The following is a 15,827-nucleotide window of genomic DNA, read 5'->3' on the forward strand; positions in this document are numbered from 1 at the left end:
ATGCGTGTACTGATCGCTGAGCATGATCATGCTCGATACGCCGAGCTATTGCGCGAGGCAGCGCCGCAGCTGGAAATCCTGACCAGCAGCGATTCCGCCGAACTGGCTCGCCAGGCACCGCAGTGCCCGGTATGGCTGGGCCAGCCGGATTTGCTGGCGAGCCTGCTGCGCCAGGGGCACAAGCCGCAATGGATGCAGTCGACCTGGGCGGGCATCACGCCGTTGCTGGCCGAGGGCCTGCCACGAGATTACCGCCTGACTCGCGCAGTGGGCATATTCGGCCAGGTGATGGCCGAGTACATGCTCACCTACATGCTCGGCCACGAGCGCGAAGTGCTGTCGCGCCTGGTCAGCCAGGTCGAGCGACGCTGGGATGACCGCCCGGGGCGCACTCTGGAAGGGCGCAAGGTGCTGATCGTCGGTACCGGCGATATAGGTCAGCGGGTGGCAGAGTTCCTCGTGCCGTTCGGCGTGAGCCTTTATGGCATCGCCAGCAGCGCCCGTGAACAGGCGCCGTTCGTCGAGGTCGCGGGGCTGGTGGATTTGCCGCGCATGGTCGGGCAGGTGGATTACGTGCTCAACCTGCTGCCGGACACGCCGGCCACCCACGACTTGTATGACGCGGCGCTGTTCCAGTGCTTCCAGCCCACGGCGCTGTTCATCAACGCCGGGCGCGGCGCGGCGGTGGTCGATGCCGACTTGGTCGAAGCGTTGAAGGAGGGGCACCTGGCCGGGGCGGTTATCGACGTGTGCCGACAGGAGCCGCTGCCGCAACGGCATCCGTTCTGGACCGCCTGGGGCTTGTTGCTGACCGGGCACAGCTCGGCGCCGACCTCGCCGGCGGCGATGGTGCGGTTGTTTGCCGGGAATGTGCGGGCGTATGCAGAGGGGCAGGGGTTGCGCGGCGAAGTCGACTTCGCCCGGGGTTACTGATCTCTTTGGCCTGTACCGGCCTCTTCGCGGGACAAGCCCGCTCCTGCAGAGGTACGCTACCCCCTGTAGGAGCGGGCTTGTCCCGCGAAGAGGCCAGTACAGGCTGTACAAGCCTTACAGGCTGAAATCGCCCTCAGCCGCCAGCTCGCTCAGCGGCCGACGCGGGCTCGGCACTTCACGCGCCTGCAGCGCCTCGTCCAGGCTGGCCTTGTCGCCCAGCTTGCCGATCGCCACCATGGCATGCAGCTCATAACCTTCCGGAATCTTCAGCTCCTGGCGTGCCAGTGCCTGGTCGAACCCGGCCATGCCGTGGGTGTGCCAGCCGCTGATGCTGGCCTGCAGGGCCAAGTGGCCCCAGGCGGAACCGGTGTCGAAGGTGTGCCACAGCGCCGGCTTTTCTTCGGTCGCGCCCGGCGCCGCGAAAGTGGTCTTGGAAATGATCAGTACCAGCGCCGACGCCTGCTGCGCCCAGCTGCGGTTGAAAGGCACCAGCAGGCTAAGATAACGCTCCCAACTCGACGTATCGCGGCGTGCATAGAGGAAGCGCCACGGCTGAGAGTTGTAGGCCGACGGCGCCCATCGTGCCGCTTCGAGGAAGCTCAGCAGGGTCTCTTCGCTGATCGGTTCGGCGGTGAAGGCGCGTGGCGACCAGCGGTTGATGAACTGCTCGTTGATGGCGTAATCGGCAATGCGGGGGGTGGCGCTCATGGCTGCTCCTGCAATTGGATGGCAAAGCACGCACGCTACTGCGTCCGCCTGGCACTGACAAGCGGTCTGGCGTTGCCGAAGGCCAGGCTCTAGACTGGCGCCGCCGCGCACCGCGGCCACCAAGATGACTGCAGGAAACCCGTGTGATGATCGCTGACAGCGCGCCGTTCTGGCGGCGCAAGACCCTCGAACAACTCAGCCCGCAAGAGTGGGAGTCGCTGTGTGATGGCTGCGGCCTGTGCTGCCTGCAAAAGCTTGAGGATGAAGACGACAACAGCGTCTATTACACGCGCATCGCCTGCAAGTTGCTCGACCTCGATACCTGCCAGTGCAGCGACTACCCCAACCGCTTCGCCCATGTGCCCGATTGCATCCAGCTCACCCCGGGCAAGGCCGACCAGTTCAAATGGCTTCCGAGCACCTGTGGTTACCGCCTGGTCAGCGAGGGCAAGGACCTGCCCGAGTGGCATCACCTGGTGTGCGGTGACCGCAAACAGGTGCATGAACAGCGCATATCGCAATCGGGGCGTATGCTCAGTGAACATGATGTGGACGAAGACGACTGGGAAGACCACCTGATTTTCCGCGCCAGCTGAACGGCGCCCCGTCGCCTCTGAGGAACAAGGAGTTTCGGTATGCGTTGCCAGTGGTTGTTGCTCCTCGGGCTTGTGGCCTGTTCGCCGGCTTGGGCGAAAAAAGTCGACCTCGATTATCAGGTGCGCCTGCTGCCTGCCAATGGCCAGGCCGAAGTGCGCCTGACCCTGGCCGAAGGCAGTGCCGTGCGCAGCCTGGACTTCGACCTGGGCAAGGCCGACACCTATAGTGGCTTCCAGGCCGATGGCCAGTGGCAGCAACAGGGCGAGCGCGGCGTATGGCACCCGGCGACGGGCAAGACCAGCCTCAGCTACCGGGTGAAGCTGGACCAGAAAATGCGCAGCGGCGCCTACTCCTCACGCATCACCCCGCATTGGGCGCTGTTCCTCGGCGATCAGCTGGTACCGCCTGCGCGCCTCGACCAGCAGGACGGCACCGAGCTGGTGGCACGCCTGACGGTCGATTTGCCTGAAGGCTGGAAGAGCATCGAAACGTCCTGGCCACGCATCGGCAAGGACAAGTTCCGCATCGACAACGTGTCCCGCCTGTTCGACCGCCCGACCGGCTGGATGCTCGCGGGCGACCTTGGCAGCCGCCGCGCCCGCCTGGGTGAGACCGACGTGACCGTGGCCGCGCCGGTAGGGCAGGGCATGCGGCGGATGGACAGCCTGACCTTGCTGACCTTCGTCTGGCCGCAATTGCAGGCGGTGTTCCCGCGCAACCCGGCCAAGCTGCTGCTGGTGGGGGCCCGTGATGGCATGTGGCGTGGGGCGATGGCTGCCGACGGTTCGATCTACCTGCACAGCAGCAGGCCGATGGTCAGCGAGAATGGCAGCAGCCCGTTGCTGCGCGAGCTGGTGCAGCTGTTTGCGCAGATTCGAGTGCGCGACAACAGCGACTGGCTGGGGCAAGGCCTGACCGAGTACTACGCAACCGAGCTGTTGCGCCGTGCTGGCGGCATCAGCGATGACCGCTACGAGGTGTGGCAGGCACGTCTGCAGAAGCTGGGTGGCAAGGTCACCCAGCTGCGTGCCGAGCATGCCAGCCCGGCGCAGGTGGCCCGCGGGGTGATGGTGTTACAGGCGCTGGACAAGGAAATCCGCATCCATACCCAGGCCAAGCGTTCGCTGGATGATGTGACCCGGGCGCTGATGCGCCTGCCCAGCGTGAGCACCGAAGAGTTCGTGCAGATCAGCGAGAATGTGCTGGGGCGCCGGTCCGACGTGCTGCAGAGCAAGGCCCTGCGCTAGCCTGCACCGGCCTCTTCGCGGTTTGACACGCGAAAAGGCCGGAACTGGCAGAGCAGATTCAACTGCCAGTCAAAGGATCCTTGCCGGTCACGCTCACCCCTCGGGTAGCCGCCTCGGCATTGGCCCTGAGCACCTCCAGCTCCGCTGCACTGCGCTCGATATCCGAACGCAAGCGGTTGTATTCCCGCCGATGCCTCTGCCACCAGGCCTTGGTCGAGCAATGCCCGCTGACCCCACGGGCCACCGCCAGGCCGCCTACCACCATCTGCAACAGCCCGATCAGCCCTCCGTGGCGCAGCCCTTTGCTGAACATCAGCGCACCGCCAGCAAGTGACCCGGCGCGTTCCAGGCCATGAACATTGTGCTCCCGTGACCCGGGGGCGGAATGGATATCGAGCATGGCAAGCCCTCCTTGTGGAATGTAAGTAGCTGACCCGCCTGAGGCGGCTGGCGTTCATTCGCTGTGTCGTCGGATGGTTGTGCTGGCGCTGGGGACTGGTCATTCCCATTGGGTACCGCGGTGACGCGCTGGGCTACATCCAGTGCACCTCCAAGGTGGGCGTACCTCGTCATCGTGTTCGGGCTGGGGCGAAGAAAGCCATCTGCCTGCAGGTGGCTATTTTGTTTGTGTCGGGTTCTTTGCGGGGCACATTTGTCTGGTTTGGATAATTACCTGTCCGGTTTGGCAATGCAGTCTCCAGGGTGTTTAATCTCACCTCTGAAAAGCCCTCAAACCCCTTGAAACAAGGGCCCTGAGAGATTTCACCGTCCATCGAAAATGCTGTAGACACATTGTCTAACAGTGACCTATAGTCGTTATACAAATAGTAGACATAGCGCTATGACAACAAAGAAGGCCGCCATGAAAGCCACCGTCCAACCACTCGCTGCAGAAGTGCCGCAGGACCGCAAAGCCGTCCTTGCCGAAGCGCTGCGCCGCCGGATCCTCAGCATGGAACTGGCTCCGGGCGCGGTGGTTGACGAACTGGCGTTGTGCGACGAGTTCGGCCTGTCGCGCCCCCCGGTCCGTGAGCTGCTGCGCCAGATCGCCGCCGAAGGCTACATCGAGCTGGAAGCCAACCGCGCACCTCGCGTCGCCGCCATGAACCACGAATCGCTGCACAGCTTCTACGTTGCCGCGCCGCTTATCTACGTCGCCACCACCCAGCTGGCCGCCACTTACGCCAGTGCCGACGAAATCGAAGTGCTCAAGGCCAACCAGGCCAAGTTCCGCCAGGCCATCGAACAGCGCGATGTGGAAAACCGCGTGCTCTACAACGACGCCTTCCACCTGGAAATCGGCAAGATGGCGCACAACGATTACCTGATGCCAAGCCTGCGCCGCCTGCTCATCGACCATACCCGCCTGGGCAAGATTTTCTACCGCCATCCGACTACCGACGACATGCAGCGGGACCTCGAGATCGCCTGTGAGCAGCACGAACAGATGATCGAGGCCATCGAGCGCCGTGATGCGCAGACCGCCGGCCAGCTGGCCCGCGAGCATATGGAGCTGTCGCGTCGGCGCATGGCCGAATACGCCGCACCGCAAGGGCTGGATGTACCGATTCAGATATGAATTACCCGGTCGTCGCCACCAGCGCTGACCACCCGTCGAAACAAGAACCAGGTTAGTGACATGACAAGAATAAGTTCGTTACCTGCCGATGATGCCACCTGTGGTTGGTATCACCTGAGCAAACCCCGCACGCCAAGGCCGGCCCACAGTGGCCACAGCCAGGCGCGCTGGGTGGTGGTCGGCGCCGGCTTTACCGGCCTGGCCGCTGCGCGGCAGCTGGCAACGAACTTCCCGGGTGACGAGATCGTACTGATCGAGGCCCAGGAGGTCGGTTTCGGCACCTCCGGGCGCAATGCCGGTTTTGCCATCGACCTGCCACACGACATTGGCGCCGAGGACTACATCGGCGACATCGGCACCGCCAAGACCATCCTCAAGCTCAACCTGGGTGGCCAGTCGTACCTCAAGGAACTGATCAAGCGCTACGATATCGAGTGCCAGTTCCGCCATTGCGGCAAGTACCAGGCCGCTATTGAAGACCGTGGCATCGCCGTGCTGGATGCCTACCGCCGTGGCCTGGACAAGCTCGGCCAGCCCTATGAAGTGATCGAAGGGCGGGACCTGCCCGAGCACATCGGCACCCACTTCTACCGCAAGGGCCTGTTCACCCCGGGCACGGCACTGCTGCAGCCTTCGGCACTGGTCAAAGGCCTGGCCGACAGCCTGCCAAGCAACGTTTCCCTCTACGAACACACACCGATCAGCGACGTCGAATACGGCGACAAGGTCGTGCTGCGCCATGCCAATGGCTCGATCACCGCCGACAAACTGGTGCTTACCACCAATACCTTCGGCATGAGCTTCGGCTTCCTCAAGGGCCGCATGCTGCCGGTGTTCACCTACGGTAGCATCACCCGCCCGCTGACCGAGGACGAACAGGCGCGCCTGGGCGGCAAGCCCTTCTGGGGTGTAATCCCGGCCGACCCATTCGGCACCACCATGCGCCGTACCGTCGACAACCGCCTGCTGATCCGCAACAGCTTCAGCTACAACCCGGACGGGCGCAGCAACCGCAAATACCTGGAACGCTTCGTCGAGCGCCACCGCGAATCCTTCGCCCGGCGCTTCCCGATGTTGCCCGGCGTGAACTTCGAATATACCTGGGGCGGTGCACTGGCCTTGTCGCGCAATCACATGGGCTTCTTCGGCAAGTTGGCGCCGAATGTGGTGGGCGCATTGTGCTGCAACGGCTTGGGCGTTACCCGTGGCACCGTCACCGGCAAGTTGCTGGCCGACTGGCTGGCGGGTGACAAGAACGAACTGATCGAGTTTCTGCTCAATGCCCCCGGGCCTTGTGCGAACCCGCCGCAGCCCCTGGTTTCTCTGGGCTTGAACGCCAACCTGATGTGGGGGCAGTTCCGCGCTGGCAAGGAAAGCTGACCGTTCTTTGAAGTAGACAGGAAGCAACTTGATGCCGGTGGTTATTTGCCGGCACGGGCGCCCTTTGCCCGAATTTGATGATCGACATGCGTAGTCCGGTCACCCGGGGCTGAATGTGGTTTTCAGTTTCGCGGATGCGCTCGCCTTGAATATGTGCAAGCAAGAAGAGGTAGGAACTAACAATGACAAGTCCGAATCTTTCGATTGAAGAAGTACCGATCAACAACTTCCACCAGTTGCTGACTTTGCGTTCCGGTGGCGGTTCGTTCGTCGATGGCTACGTGCTGAGCATCATCGGCGTGGCCATGGTGCAGATGTCCGCCGGCCTCAACCTGACCAGCTTTTGGCAGGGCATGATCGCCGCCTCGGCATTGATCGGCATCTTCTTTGGTGGCTTCTTTGGCGGCTGGCTGACCGACCGCCTGGGCCGCAAACGGGTGTTCTTCGTCGGCCCGGTCCTGTTCATGCTGGCTTCGGTCGCGCAGTTCTGGGTGGAGTCGGCGCTGGCCTTGTTCCTGTTGCGCTTCGTGATCGGCATCGCGGTGGGCATCGAATACCCGGTGGCGACTTCGCTGTTGGTGGAGTTCCTGCCCAAGAAGAACCGCGGCCCACGCCTGGCCACCCTGACCGTACTCTGGTTCGCCGGCGCCGCCACGGCCTACATGACCGGTGAAGCGATCCTGCGTCACGGTGGCGACGACGCCTGGCGCCTGGTGCTGGCCAGTGCCGCAGTGATTGGCGCACTGCTGTTCGCCATCCGCCTGGGCACCCCGGAATCGCCGCGCTGGCTGATCAGCAAGGGCCGTTCGGCTGAGGCCGAGCAGGTGATCAAGCAAGTCTACGGCAACGGTTTCGGCCTGAAGAACCTGCCCGAGGAACCCAAGACCCGCAAGCTGTCGTTCCTCAGCCTGCTGCACTCCGGCTACGGCAAACGCATGTTGTTCGTCACCATGTTCTGGACCTGCTCGGTGATCCCGGTGTTCGCTGTCTACGCTTTCGCTCCGAAAGTCCTGGGTGCGCTGAACCTGAAAGGGGACTGGGCGGCGATCGGCTCGGTGGCCATCACCTGCCTGTTCGTGGTCGGCTGCATCATCGGCACTCGCCTGCTGAACACCCTCGGCCGGCGCACCACGCTGCTGCACAGCTTCTTCTGGTCGGGGCTGGCACTGCTCGGCCTGGGGGCCTTCAGCAACGGCAACGAGATGCTCATCCTCGTGCTGTTCGGCGCCTACGCCTTGTTCATTGGCGGTGCCCAGGTGCTGCAACTGGTCTACCCGAACGAACTGTTCCCCACCGAGATTCGCGCTGGCGCCGTTGGCGTAGGCACCTCGATGTCGCGGATCGGTGCCGCCGTCGGCACCTGGCTGGTGCCTATCGCTCTGGATAGCTACGGCATCGGCGCAACCATGTATGCCGCTGCCGCCGTGACGTTCGTCGGTCTGGCCTTCTCGGTTGCCCTGGCCCCGGAAACCCGTTCGCTGAACCTGCAACAGGCCGCTTCGCTGGGCTGAGTTGACTGACAACCCGCCACGGCGTCGATCCGTCGTGGCCTTTACAGCACTGATCAACGCACTGGAGAACCTACCGTGAAATTCGAAGGCATCTACACCCCGGCAATCACTCCGCTGGCTGCGGACGGCTCGATCAACAAGGCGGCGTTCGCCGAAGTGCTCGAATACCTGGTCGAGTCGAAGATCCATGGCGTCATCATCGGCGGCTCCACCGGCGAGTACTACGCCCACACCGCCCAGGAGCGCATCGAGCTGGCCGCCCAGGCCAAGGACGTGCTCAACGGCCGCCTGCCACTGATCGTCGGCACCGGTGGTATCCGCACCGAAGACGCCGTGGCCTTCGCCCAGCACGCCAAGGAAATCAAGGCTGACGCGCTGCTGGTCGGCACCCCGCCTTATGCGCTGCCGACCCAGCAGGAAATCGCCCTGCACGTCAAAGCGGTCGACGCCGCCGCCGGTCTGCCGATCATGCTCTACAACTACCCAGGCCGCATGAGCGTGAACATGGGTGAAGAGTTCTTCGACGCCGTGGCCGACGTGAAGAACATCGTCGCCATCAAGGAAAGCTCCGGTGACATGGCCCAGCTGCACCGCCTGGCCATCAAACGCCCGAACATCCAGCTGTCGTGCGGCTGGGACGACCAAGCCCTGGAATTCTTCGCCTGGGGCGCCAAGAGCTGGGTCTGCGCCGGCTCCAACTTCATCCCGCGCGAGCACGTGGCTCTGTACGAGGCCTGCGTGATCGAGAAGAACTTCGACAAGGGCCGCAAGATCATGGCCGCCATGATGCCGCTGATGGACGTCCTCGAAGGTGGCAAGTTCGTCCAGGCGATCAAGAACGGCGTTGCCCTGAACGGCCTGAAGACTGGCGGCGTGCGCAAGCCACTGTACGACCTGGATGACGCCGAGAAGGCCGAACTCAAGCGTGTGGTCAGCGAACTGAAGGCCACCATCGCCCAGATCAAATAAGGAGGCTGGAAAAATGGCCGATTTGCTGAGCAAGGAACAATACGCGGCCATCGCCGCCGACCTGCAACTGCGCACCCAGGCGTTCATCGACGGTAAATTCCGTGATGCCATCTGCGGTCGCACCTTCGTCACCACCAACCCGGCCACCGGCAAGCAGCTGGCTGAGGTCGCTGCCTGCGACGTCAACGACGTCAACGTTGCGGTGGCTGCGGCCAAGCGCGTGTTCGAACAGGGCACCTGGTCGAAGATGCAGCCGAACGACCGCAAGCACGTGCTGCAGAAGTTCGCCCAGCTGCTGGAAGACAACGCCCACGAACTGGCGGTACTGGAAGCGCTGGACAGCGGCAAGCCGGTCAGCGAGTGCCAGACCGTGGACGTGCCGGAAACCATTCACACCATCCGCTGGCACGCCGAGCTGATCGACAAGATCTACGACGCCACGGCCCCGACCGGCAATGCCGCCGTGACCCTGGTGGTGCGTGAAGCCATTGGCGTGGTCGGCCTGGTGCTGCCGTGGAACTTCCCGCTGCTGATGCTGGCGTGGAAAATCGCCCCGTCGCTGGCCGCCGGTTGCTCGATCGTGGTCAAGCCGGCCAAGGAAACCACCCTCAGCGCCCTGCGCGTGGCCGAGCTGGCCCATGAAGCTGGCATTCCTGCAGGCGTGTTCAACCTGGTGCCTGGCGGTGGCCGTGAAGTGGGCGAAGCCATTGGCCGCCACATGGACATCCCGATGGTCAGCTTCACCGGTTCGACCGACACCGGCCGCCTGTTCCTGAAATACGCCGCCGAGTCCAACCTCAAGCGCATTGTCCTGGAGCTGGGTGGCAAGAACCCAGCCGTGGTCATGAACGACTGCGAAGACCTCGACGAAGTGGCCCAGTTCGTCACCGCCGGTGCGTTCTGGAACATGGGTGAGAACTGCTCGGCGTCCTCGCGCCTGATCGTCCACAAGGACGTCAAGGACGAGCTGCTGGGCCTGATCGCCAAGCACCTGAAGGACTGGAAACTGGGCGACCCGCTCGACCCGGACAACCGCCTGGGCGCGATGGTCAGCAAGTCGCACTTCGAAAAGGTGAAGTCGTATCTGGAATACGCTGCCGAGCAGAAACTCAGCATCGTTCAGGGTGGCGAGACCGAGGAAGGCGTGTTCGTGAAGCCGACCATCGTCGACAACGTTGGCCGCGACAACAAGCTGTTCGTCGAGGAAATCTTTGGCCCGGTGCTGAGCGTGACCAGCTTCGAGACCATTGACGAGGCGATCGAGCTGGCCAACGACACCGTCTACGGCCTGGCCGCCTCGGCCTACACCGGCAGCCTGCGCAATGCGCTGCGCCTGTCGCGTGAAATCCGCGCGGGCGTGGTGACGGTCAACTGCTTCGGTGAGGGTGATGTCACCACGCCGTTCGGTGGCTACAAGGAGTCTGGCTTTGGTGGGCGCGACAAGTCCATCTGGGCCCATGACCAGTACACGGAGCTGAAGACCATCTGGATCAACGCTTCGTGATCTGAGCAAGACCGGTGCTGTTCTGACGGAGCTCAGCACCTGACCGCCCTTGCAGTTTTACTGCAAGGGCGGTTTCTTATTTGTCTTTTATTTGAATTTGGGACCCGAACGGGTATTCAGCCCTTTGGCCATGCGGTCATACAGCACCACATTCACCGTCGCCGCCAGGTTCATGCAGCCTTCGGTGGGGATGTAGATGGTCTCTTCACACCAGCCCCGCACTTCCTCGCTCAACGAGCCATCCTCAGGCCCGAAGATATAGATCGCCCGGTCCGGATGGGTGTATTCAGGCAGCGGCCGTGCGCCGTCCACCAGCTCCACCGCCACTGGCGTGCACCCCAGGGGAATGATGCGTTGCAGGTCGTCGATGCCGATCAGCGGAATGTCGTAGTGCACCCGCTTGGTGTCGGTGACGAAGTCACGCGCGCGTTCATAGCGCTTGCCGGTGTAGAACACCGAGTTGACGCCGTAGCAACCCGCTGCGCGCATTACCGAACCGACGTTCTCCGCAGACTTGGGGTTGAACAGGCCGATGCAGCTGTACCGTTTGTTTGCCACGTGCCGGGGCCCTTCGCGAAAAAAAGAGCGCGATTATACGGGCTTGCCGGCAGCGGCGGGGATTTGCAGACAGCAGTCGCGACGATCAGTCTTTCTTGAGCATGCCTGCCAGCCCGGCGAACGGGTTGTGGGTGGCCTTGGCGATGCTCGGGGTGCTGGTCGAGCCTTCGCTGAAGTACTGCTGGTCGGTGTAGCGCGAGTGCTCGTTGTCGTGGCAGTACAGGCACAGCAGCTCCCAGTTGGAGCCGTCCTGCGGGTTGTTGTCGTGGTTGTGGTCACGGTGGTGCACGGTCAGCTCGCTCAGGCGCTTACCGGCGAACTCGCGGGCACAGCGGCCGCACACGTGCGGGTACATTTTCAGGGCCTTGTCGCGGTAGCCCATCTCCTTGTCGCGCTTGGCGTCGGCGAGGATGCGATCGAGGCGGGCGGTGGCGGCGGAGGTGGAAGCCGAACTCATGGTGTTTCCTTTGTTCTGATCAGGCAGATGACGGTTATGCCATTGAGTCTAGCGCGCTTGCAGGGCAGGCGGACAGGCGAAAACTCGAATATCGGCGTAGCCTGTAGAAAGGTTCCCGACAGGAGGTTGCTGATGTTCCACGCGATCCTCGCCGCGCTGCTTGTCGCCGCCATGCCCCTGGCCGAAGCTGCAGGCACGCCACCACGGCTGAACACCCCGGTACCCGGTGCGCCGGGCACGCCGACGCCCACGCCTTACCCGCAGATCACCCCGAGCATGCCACCCAAGGCCTACGACAGCACACCGGGTGCGCCGCTGCTGCCGCCGATGCCGGTACCGGGGCCGCCGAAGGACCAGGACTTGCCCGGCCTGCACCAGGATCCACCGAAACCTCCAGCGCAGAAACCCTAACGGCGAACCCAGGAAGACTCACTCCACCCCCAACTCCCCAAACACGAACGCATATTCCAGCGCCACATCGCGCAGCCCCTGGTACCGCCCGCTCATCCCGCCATGCCCGGCGCCCATCTCGGTCTTGAGCAACAGCAGGTTGTCGTCGGTCTTGCGCGTACGCAAACGGGCGACCCACTTGGCGGCTTCCCAGTACTGCACGCGGCTGTCGTTGTAGCCGGCCACCACCAGCATTGCCGGGTAGGCCTGGGCGCTGACATTCTCATAGGGCGCATAGGCCTTGATGCGCGCGTACACCTCGGGCTCCTCGGGGTTGCCCCATTCGTCGTACTCGGTGACGGTCAACGGCAGTTCGGGGTCGAGCATGGTATTGAGCACGTCGACGAACGGTACCTCGGCGATGGCGCAGCGGAACAGTTCCGGGCGCAGGTTGAGCACCGCACCCATCAGCAGGCCGCCGGCGCTGCCGCCGCTGATGGCCAGGCGCTCTGGCGCGGTCACACCCTCGGCGATCAGGTGTTCGGCGCAGGCGATGAAATCGCTGAAGGTGTTGTGCTTGTGTTCCTGCTTGCCAGCGCGGTACCAGGCTTCACCCAGCTCGCCGCCGCCGCGCACGTGAGCGATGGCAAAGGCCACGCCGCGTTGCAGCAGGCTCAGGCGGGCGTGGGAGAACCACGGGTCAAGGCTTTCGCCGTAGGCGCCATAGCCATACAGGTAGAGCGGCACGGTCTTGCCCTGATCTTCGCGACGGCGCACCAGGCTGATCGGCACCTGGGTGCCGTCTGGCGCCGTGGCCCACAGGCGCTGGCTGACGTAGTCGTCGGCGTCGAACTGGCCGAGCACCGGCGTCTGCTTGAGGACTTCCTGGGCTCCCGTGGCAAGCTCCAGCTGGCGCACCTGGGCCGGGCGGTTGAGCGCTTCATAGCGCAGGCGCACGCGGCGGCTGGCGAACTCCAGGCTGTCCTGCACGTACAGGCTGTAGGCTGCGTCGGGCAATTCGACCCGGTAGGGTGCCAGGCCCTGCGGGCGTACTTCGATGATCGGCAGGCCGCCTTCACGCAGGCTCAGGGTCAGCGCGTCGGCATTCAGGCTCAGGCCCTCGAGCATGATGTCGTCGTGGTGCGGCACCAGCACCTGCCACTGGTCGCGGCTGGGGACCGGGGTGGCCGGGGCATGGCAGAGGGCGAAGTTGATACCGTCCTGATTGGTGCGGATGAACCAGCGCCACTGGCCGTCGAGCTGGCCGTGGTCAGGGAAGTACTCATGGCCCTCGACCCTTGGCGCCAGGCAGGTGAATGCCGCCTGCGGCGTTGCGGCGTCGAGCACCCAGGCCTCGCTGGTGGTCTTGCTGTTGAGCAGCAGTACCAGCTGGCGCTCGGAACTGGTGCGGTAGCAGTGCAGGAAGAAGCGCCCGTCGGCCTCTTCGAACACCGTGGTCGCGTCGGCCTCGCCAAGGGTGTGGCGGCGCAGGCGGCAGGGGCGATGGGTATCGTCCAGCTCGGCGAAGAACAGCGTCTGGCTGTCGTTGGCCCAGGTCATGCTGCCGTCGCAGTCGTCGAAGGGCAGGGCGGCCAGGTTGCCGCTGGTCAGGTCCTTGACGTACAGGCTGTAGATTTCGTCGCCGCTGGTATCGAGGCTGTAGGCCAGCAGGTGGTGGTCGGGGCTGACACTGAACGCGCCCAGCGACAGGAAGCCGCCGTTGGCCAGGGCGTTGGGGTCGAGCAGCAGTTGCTCCTGGCTTTCATCGACCGTGTTGGAATCGTCCGCCGGGCGCGGGCAGCGGTAGTGGCGCGGGTACTCGTCGCCCGCGGTGGTGCGGGTGTAGTAGAGGTACGGGCCCCAGGGCGAGGGCAGCGACAGGTCGGTTTCGAGGATGCGGCCCTTTATCTCTTCGAACAACTGCTCGCGCAGGGCGGCCTGATCGGCCAGGCAGGCCTCCTGATAGGCGTTTTCCGCCTGCAGGTAATCGAGCACTTGCGGGCTGTCGCGCTGCTGCAGCCAGGCATAGGGATCGGCGGCCTGGTCCTGGCGGGCAATGGGGGGCTGGGGCTTGGTTGGCATCGGGGATCTCTTGACCGGGACAGGGAGACGCTGTCTGCGCCCTGAAAAGTGTTTATCATAGGCATCTCTTTGCCTGGCTTGCACGAACACCATGATCGAGAACGACTACACCTTCGCCTGGGGCCTCTATGCTGTCGCCGCCCTGGGCTGCCTGCTGGTGGGCTTCAAACTCACCGGCTGGATGTGGCGCTGGCTGCGTGAACCGCTGCGGGTGATCCTGGCAGTGCTGCTGCTGACCCCGACCATCGTCGACCCGGTCAAGGACAGCTTCGCCCCGGCGATCGCCATCACCGCCCTGGACCTTGCGTTCAAGGTCGGCAACAACGCCTGGCGGGCGATCTCCGATTTCGCCATGTACGGCATGATCGCCTTCGCCTTGTACATTGTCTTCGTGCTGATCCGCTGGCCGTTGGAAAAGCGCGCCCGCGAGCGCCGCGCGCAGGCCGAAGCCGCCGCCCAGCGCCGTGCCGTCGAGGACACTGCAGTCACGGCTGGCGCGCCAATGGCAGCCGAGCGCCATGACCGTTACCGCGACGACTCGCCACCTGCCGCACCGAGCGGTGGCCGTGGCCGGGTCGAGCCACGCCTGTAAGCGGAGACACCCCATGTGCGAACTGCTGGGCATGAGTGCCAACGTCCCCACCGACATCGTCTTCAGCTTCACCGGCCTGATGCAGCGCGGTGGGCGTACTGGCCCGCACCGCGACGGCTGGGGCATCGGTTTCTACGAAGGGCGCGGCCTGCGCCTGTTCCAGGACCCGGCCGCGAGCAGTGAATCGGAAGTCGCCAACCTGGTGCAGCGCTATCCGATCAAGAGCGAAGTGGTGATCGGCCATATCCGCCAGGCCAACGTCGGCCGGGTGTGCCTGTCCAACACGCACCCGTTCGTCCGCGAAATGTGGGGCCGCAACTGGTGCTTCGCGCACAACGGCCAGCTTGGCGACTTCAAGGGCGAAGCGACTTTCTATCGCCCGGTGGGCGACACGGACAGCGAGGCCGCCTTCTGCGACCTGCTCAACCGCATCCGCGCGGCCTTCCCCGAGCCGGTCGAGGTGGAACAGCTGCTGCCGGTGCTGGTCGAAGCCTGTGCCGAGTATCGCGGCAAGGGCGTGTTCAACTGCCTGCTCAGCGACGGTGACTGGCTGTTCTGCTTCTGCTCGACCAAGCTGGTACACATTACCCGGCGTGCGCCGTTTGGTGCCGCCCGCTTGAAGGATGTCGACCTGATCGTCGATTTTCACACCGAGACCACCCCCAATGACGTGGTCACAGTGATCGCCACCGAGGCCTTGACCGAGAACGAGACCTGGCGGCGCTACGAACCCGGCCAATGGGGCCTGTGGCGGCACGGCGAGTGCGTTGTGCAAGGCCAGAGCTAAGGACGCTGCATGTTCAGAAGTTACCTGCGGTTGCTGCTGTTCACCTTCGGCCTGCTGGCCGGTATCCAGGTGCCTGGGCTGGTCAAGGACTACAGCCAGCGGGCCGAGGCGCACCTGTTCGAATCGCGCCAGGCGCTGGATGGCTTCAAGCAGACTGCCGAGCGCTTCTTCAACGGTGATCTGCAGGCCTTGGTGCGGCATTACCGGACCAGTGACGACCCGGTGTTCCTCAGTGATGCCAACAGCATCGAAAGCCTGCTGATTCGTAATCAGCTGCTGGAAGACGAATGGCAGGCGCTGCAAGGCTCCTGGGTGAGCCGGACCTGGCATGTGCTGGTGCAGCCGGAGCCGCAGCTGCGCGAAGAGACGCTCAAGGGCTACAGCTACCAGATTCTGCTCGTGCCCGAGGCGATTGGCTGGGGCGTCGGGGCCGGGTTTGTGCTGGCTTTCGTGGTCGAGAGCCTGCTGCTGGGGATTGGCTGGGTGATTCTTGGCGGGCGGCGCGGGGCGGTGAAAGAGAGCTGGCGCTGATT

17 protein-coding genes are annotated in these 15,827 nt (G+C 64.0%); 12 read left to right on the plus strand and 5 right to left on the minus strand.

Annotated elements, in window-relative coordinates:
• On the plus strand, positions 1-933 hold the full coding sequence (locus tag ACOKS3_RS07280) for a D-2-hydroxyacid dehydrogenase (protein WP_103446329.1): 933 nt from the start codon (positions 1-3) through the stop codon (positions 931-933).
• 114 nt (positions 934-1,047) lie between these two features.
• Here ACOKS3_RS07280 and ACOKS3_RS07285 read toward each other — a convergent pair whose 3' ends face one another.
• Positions 1,048-1,641 carry a nitroreductase family protein gene (locus tag ACOKS3_RS07285; protein WP_103446330.1) on the minus strand — a complete coding sequence of 198 codons (594 nt, stop codon included), beginning with the start codon at positions 1,639-1,641 and terminating at the stop codon, positions 1,048-1,050.
• Positions 1,642-1,787: 146 nt separating this feature from the next.
• On the opposite strand from ACOKS3_RS07285, the gene ACOKS3_RS07290 reads away from it, so the two are divergent.
• Both ACOKS3_RS07290 and ACOKS3_RS07295 read left to right on the plus strand, forming a co-directional pair.
• On the plus strand, positions 1,788-2,237 hold the full coding sequence (locus ACOKS3_RS07290) for a YcgN family cysteine cluster protein (protein WP_060510309.1): 450 nt from the start codon (positions 1,788-1,790) through the stop codon (positions 2,235-2,237).
• 39 nt (positions 2,238-2,276) lie between these two features.
• On the plus strand, positions 2,277-3,485 hold the full coding sequence (locus ACOKS3_RS07295; RefSeq protein WP_103446331.1) for a hypothetical protein: 1,209 nt from the start codon (positions 2,277-2,279) through the stop codon (positions 3,483-3,485).
• A gap of 58 nt (positions 3,486-3,543) precedes the next feature.
• Here the strand turns inward: ACOKS3_RS07295 and ACOKS3_RS07300 are convergent, their stop codons facing one another.
• Positions 3,544-3,885: a DUF2892 domain-containing protein gene (locus ACOKS3_RS07300; RefSeq protein WP_103446332.1), complete on the minus strand. Its 342-nt coding sequence runs from the start codon at positions 3,883-3,885 to the stop codon at positions 3,544-3,546.
• 462 nt (positions 3,886-4,347) lie between these two features.
• Between ACOKS3_RS07300 and ACOKS3_RS07305 the strand changes: the two genes are divergently transcribed.
• From ACOKS3_RS07305 to ACOKS3_RS07325, 5 genes are all read left to right on the plus strand, one after another.
• On the plus strand, positions 4,348-5,064 hold the full coding sequence (locus ACOKS3_RS07305; RefSeq protein ID WP_422764257.1) for a GntR family transcriptional regulator: 717 nt from the start codon (positions 4,348-4,350) through the stop codon (positions 5,062-5,064).
• A gap of 60 nt (positions 5,065-5,124) precedes the next feature.
• Positions 5,125-6,444, plus strand: a complete 1,320-nt coding sequence (locus ACOKS3_RS07310) for an NAD(P)/FAD-dependent oxidoreductase (RefSeq protein WP_422764256.1) — start codon at positions 5,125-5,127, stop codon at positions 6,442-6,444.
• A 182-nt stretch (positions 6,445-6,626) separates the two neighbouring features.
• Positions 6,627-7,955, plus strand: a complete 1,329-nt coding sequence (locus ACOKS3_RS07315; protein ID WP_422764255.1) for an MFS transporter — start codon at positions 6,627-6,629, stop codon at positions 7,953-7,955.
• Between the two features lie 75 nt (positions 7,956-8,030).
• Entirely contained in the window at positions 8,031-8,924 is an 894-nt protein-coding gene (locus ACOKS3_RS07320; RefSeq protein WP_103446336.1) for a dihydrodipicolinate synthase family protein, read from the plus strand.
• A gap of 13 nt (positions 8,925-8,937) precedes the next feature.
• Positions 8,938-10,428 (plus strand): aldehyde dehydrogenase, encoded by a 1,491-nt coding sequence (locus ACOKS3_RS07325; protein WP_422764254.1) that lies wholly within the window; start codon positions 8,938-8,940, stop codon positions 10,426-10,428.
• A gap of 87 nt (positions 10,429-10,515) precedes the next feature.
• On the opposite strand, the gene ACOKS3_RS07330 is transcribed toward ACOKS3_RS07325, so the two are convergent.
• A complete protein-coding gene (locus ACOKS3_RS07330; RefSeq protein WP_079229290.1) occupies positions 10,516-10,986 on the minus strand; it encodes an RNA methyltransferase in 471 nt (156 codons plus the stop codon).
• An 85-nt stretch (positions 10,987-11,071) separates the two neighbouring features.
• On the minus strand, positions 11,072-11,443 hold the full coding sequence (locus tag ACOKS3_RS07335; RefSeq protein WP_060510327.1) for a YajD family HNH nuclease: 372 nt from the start codon (positions 11,441-11,443) through the stop codon (positions 11,072-11,074).
• Between the two features lie 132 nt (positions 11,444-11,575).
• Here ACOKS3_RS07335 and ACOKS3_RS07340 point away from each other — a divergent pair, with 132 nt between their 5' ends.
• Entirely contained in the window at positions 11,576-11,854 is a 279-nt protein-coding gene (locus ACOKS3_RS07340; RefSeq protein ID WP_103446338.1) for a hypothetical protein, read from the plus strand.
• Between the two features lie 18 nt (positions 11,855-11,872).
• Here the strand turns inward: ACOKS3_RS07340 and ACOKS3_RS07345 are convergent, their stop codons facing one another.
• The gene (locus tag ACOKS3_RS07345) at positions 11,873-13,915 is read right to left on the minus strand and encodes a S9 family peptidase (RefSeq protein WP_422764253.1); all 2,043 of its coding nucleotides are present in this window, start codon (positions 13,913-13,915) and stop codon (positions 11,873-11,875) included.
• A 91-nt stretch (positions 13,916-14,006) separates the two neighbouring features.
• On the opposite strand from ACOKS3_RS07345, the gene ACOKS3_RS07350 reads away from it, so the two are divergent.
• From ACOKS3_RS07350 to ACOKS3_RS07360, 3 genes are read left to right on the plus strand one after another with little or no spacing between them, the layout of a single operon-like run.
• The gene (locus tag ACOKS3_RS07350; protein ID WP_422764252.1) at positions 14,007-14,507 is read left to right on the plus strand and encodes an MFS transporter; all 501 of its coding nucleotides are present in this window, start codon (positions 14,007-14,009) and stop codon (positions 14,505-14,507) included.
• Between the two features lie 13 nt (positions 14,508-14,520).
• Positions 14,521-15,294 (plus strand): class II glutamine amidotransferase, encoded by a 774-nt coding sequence (locus ACOKS3_RS07355; protein WP_103446341.1) that lies wholly within the window; start codon positions 14,521-14,523, stop codon positions 15,292-15,294.
• Positions 15,295-15,303: 9 nt separating this feature from the next.
• Positions 15,304-15,825: a DUF2937 family protein gene (locus ACOKS3_RS07360; RefSeq protein ID WP_103446342.1), complete on the plus strand. Its 522-nt coding sequence runs from the start codon at positions 15,304-15,306 to the stop codon at positions 15,823-15,825.
• Positions 15,826-15,827: the final 2 nt, after the last annotated feature.

Origin of the sequence: Pseudomonas sp. HS6-2 (genome assembly GCF_049325675.2) — a bacterium.
Classification (GTDB): Bacteria; Pseudomonadota; Gammaproteobacteria; order Pseudomonadales; family Pseudomonadaceae; genus Aquipseudomonas; species Aquipseudomonas putida_N.

Bases quoted from the DNA above. Each gene is read 5' to 3' on its own strand.
- ACOKS3_RS07280 (WP_103446329.1), top strand. From the start codon at position 1: ATGCGTGTACTGATCGCTGAGCATGATCATGCTCGATACGCCGAGCTA.
- ACOKS3_RS07285 (WP_103446330.1), bottom strand. From the start codon at position 1,641: ATGAGCGCCACCCCCCGCATTGCCGATTACGCCATCAACGAGCAGTTC.
- ACOKS3_RS07290 (WP_060510309.1), top strand. From the start codon at position 1,788: ATGATCGCTGACAGCGCGCCGTTCTGGCGGCGCAAGACCCTCGAACAA.
- ACOKS3_RS07295 (WP_103446331.1), top strand. From the start codon at position 2,277: ATGCGTTGCCAGTGGTTGTTGCTCCTCGGGCTTGTGGCCTGTTCGCCG.
- ACOKS3_RS07300 (WP_103446332.1), bottom strand. From the start codon at position 3,885: ATGCTCGATATCCATTCCGCCCCCGGGTCACGGGAGCACAATGTTCAT.
- ACOKS3_RS07305 (WP_422764257.1), top strand. From the start codon at position 4,348: ATGAAAGCCACCGTCCAACCACTCGCTGCAGAAGTGCCGCAGGACCGC.
- ACOKS3_RS07310 (WP_422764256.1), top strand. From the start codon at position 5,125: ATGACAAGAATAAGTTCGTTACCTGCCGATGATGCCACCTGTGGTTGG.
- ACOKS3_RS07315 (WP_422764255.1), top strand. From the start codon at position 6,627: ATGACAAGTCCGAATCTTTCGATTGAAGAAGTACCGATCAACAACTTC.
- ACOKS3_RS07325 (WP_422764254.1), top strand. From the start codon at position 8,938: ATGGCCGATTTGCTGAGCAAGGAACAATACGCGGCCATCGCCGCCGAC.
- ACOKS3_RS07335 (WP_060510327.1), bottom strand. From the start codon at position 11,443: ATGAGTTCGGCTTCCACCTCCGCCGCCACCGCCCGCCTCGATCGCATC.
- ACOKS3_RS07340 (WP_103446338.1), top strand. From the start codon at position 11,576: ATGTTCCACGCGATCCTCGCCGCGCTGCTTGTCGCCGCCATGCCCCTG.
- ACOKS3_RS07345 (WP_422764253.1), bottom strand. From the start codon at position 13,915: ATGCCAACCAAGCCCCAGCCCCCCATTGCCCGCCAGGACCAGGCCGCC.
- ACOKS3_RS07350 (WP_422764252.1), top strand. From the start codon at position 14,007: ATGATCGAGAACGACTACACCTTCGCCTGGGGCCTCTATGCTGTCGCC.
- ACOKS3_RS07355 (WP_103446341.1), top strand. From the start codon at position 14,521: ATGTGCGAACTGCTGGGCATGAGTGCCAACGTCCCCACCGACATCGTC.
- ACOKS3_RS07360 (WP_103446342.1), top strand. From the start codon at position 15,304: ATGTTCAGAAGTTACCTGCGGTTGCTGCTGTTCACCTTCGGCCTGCTG.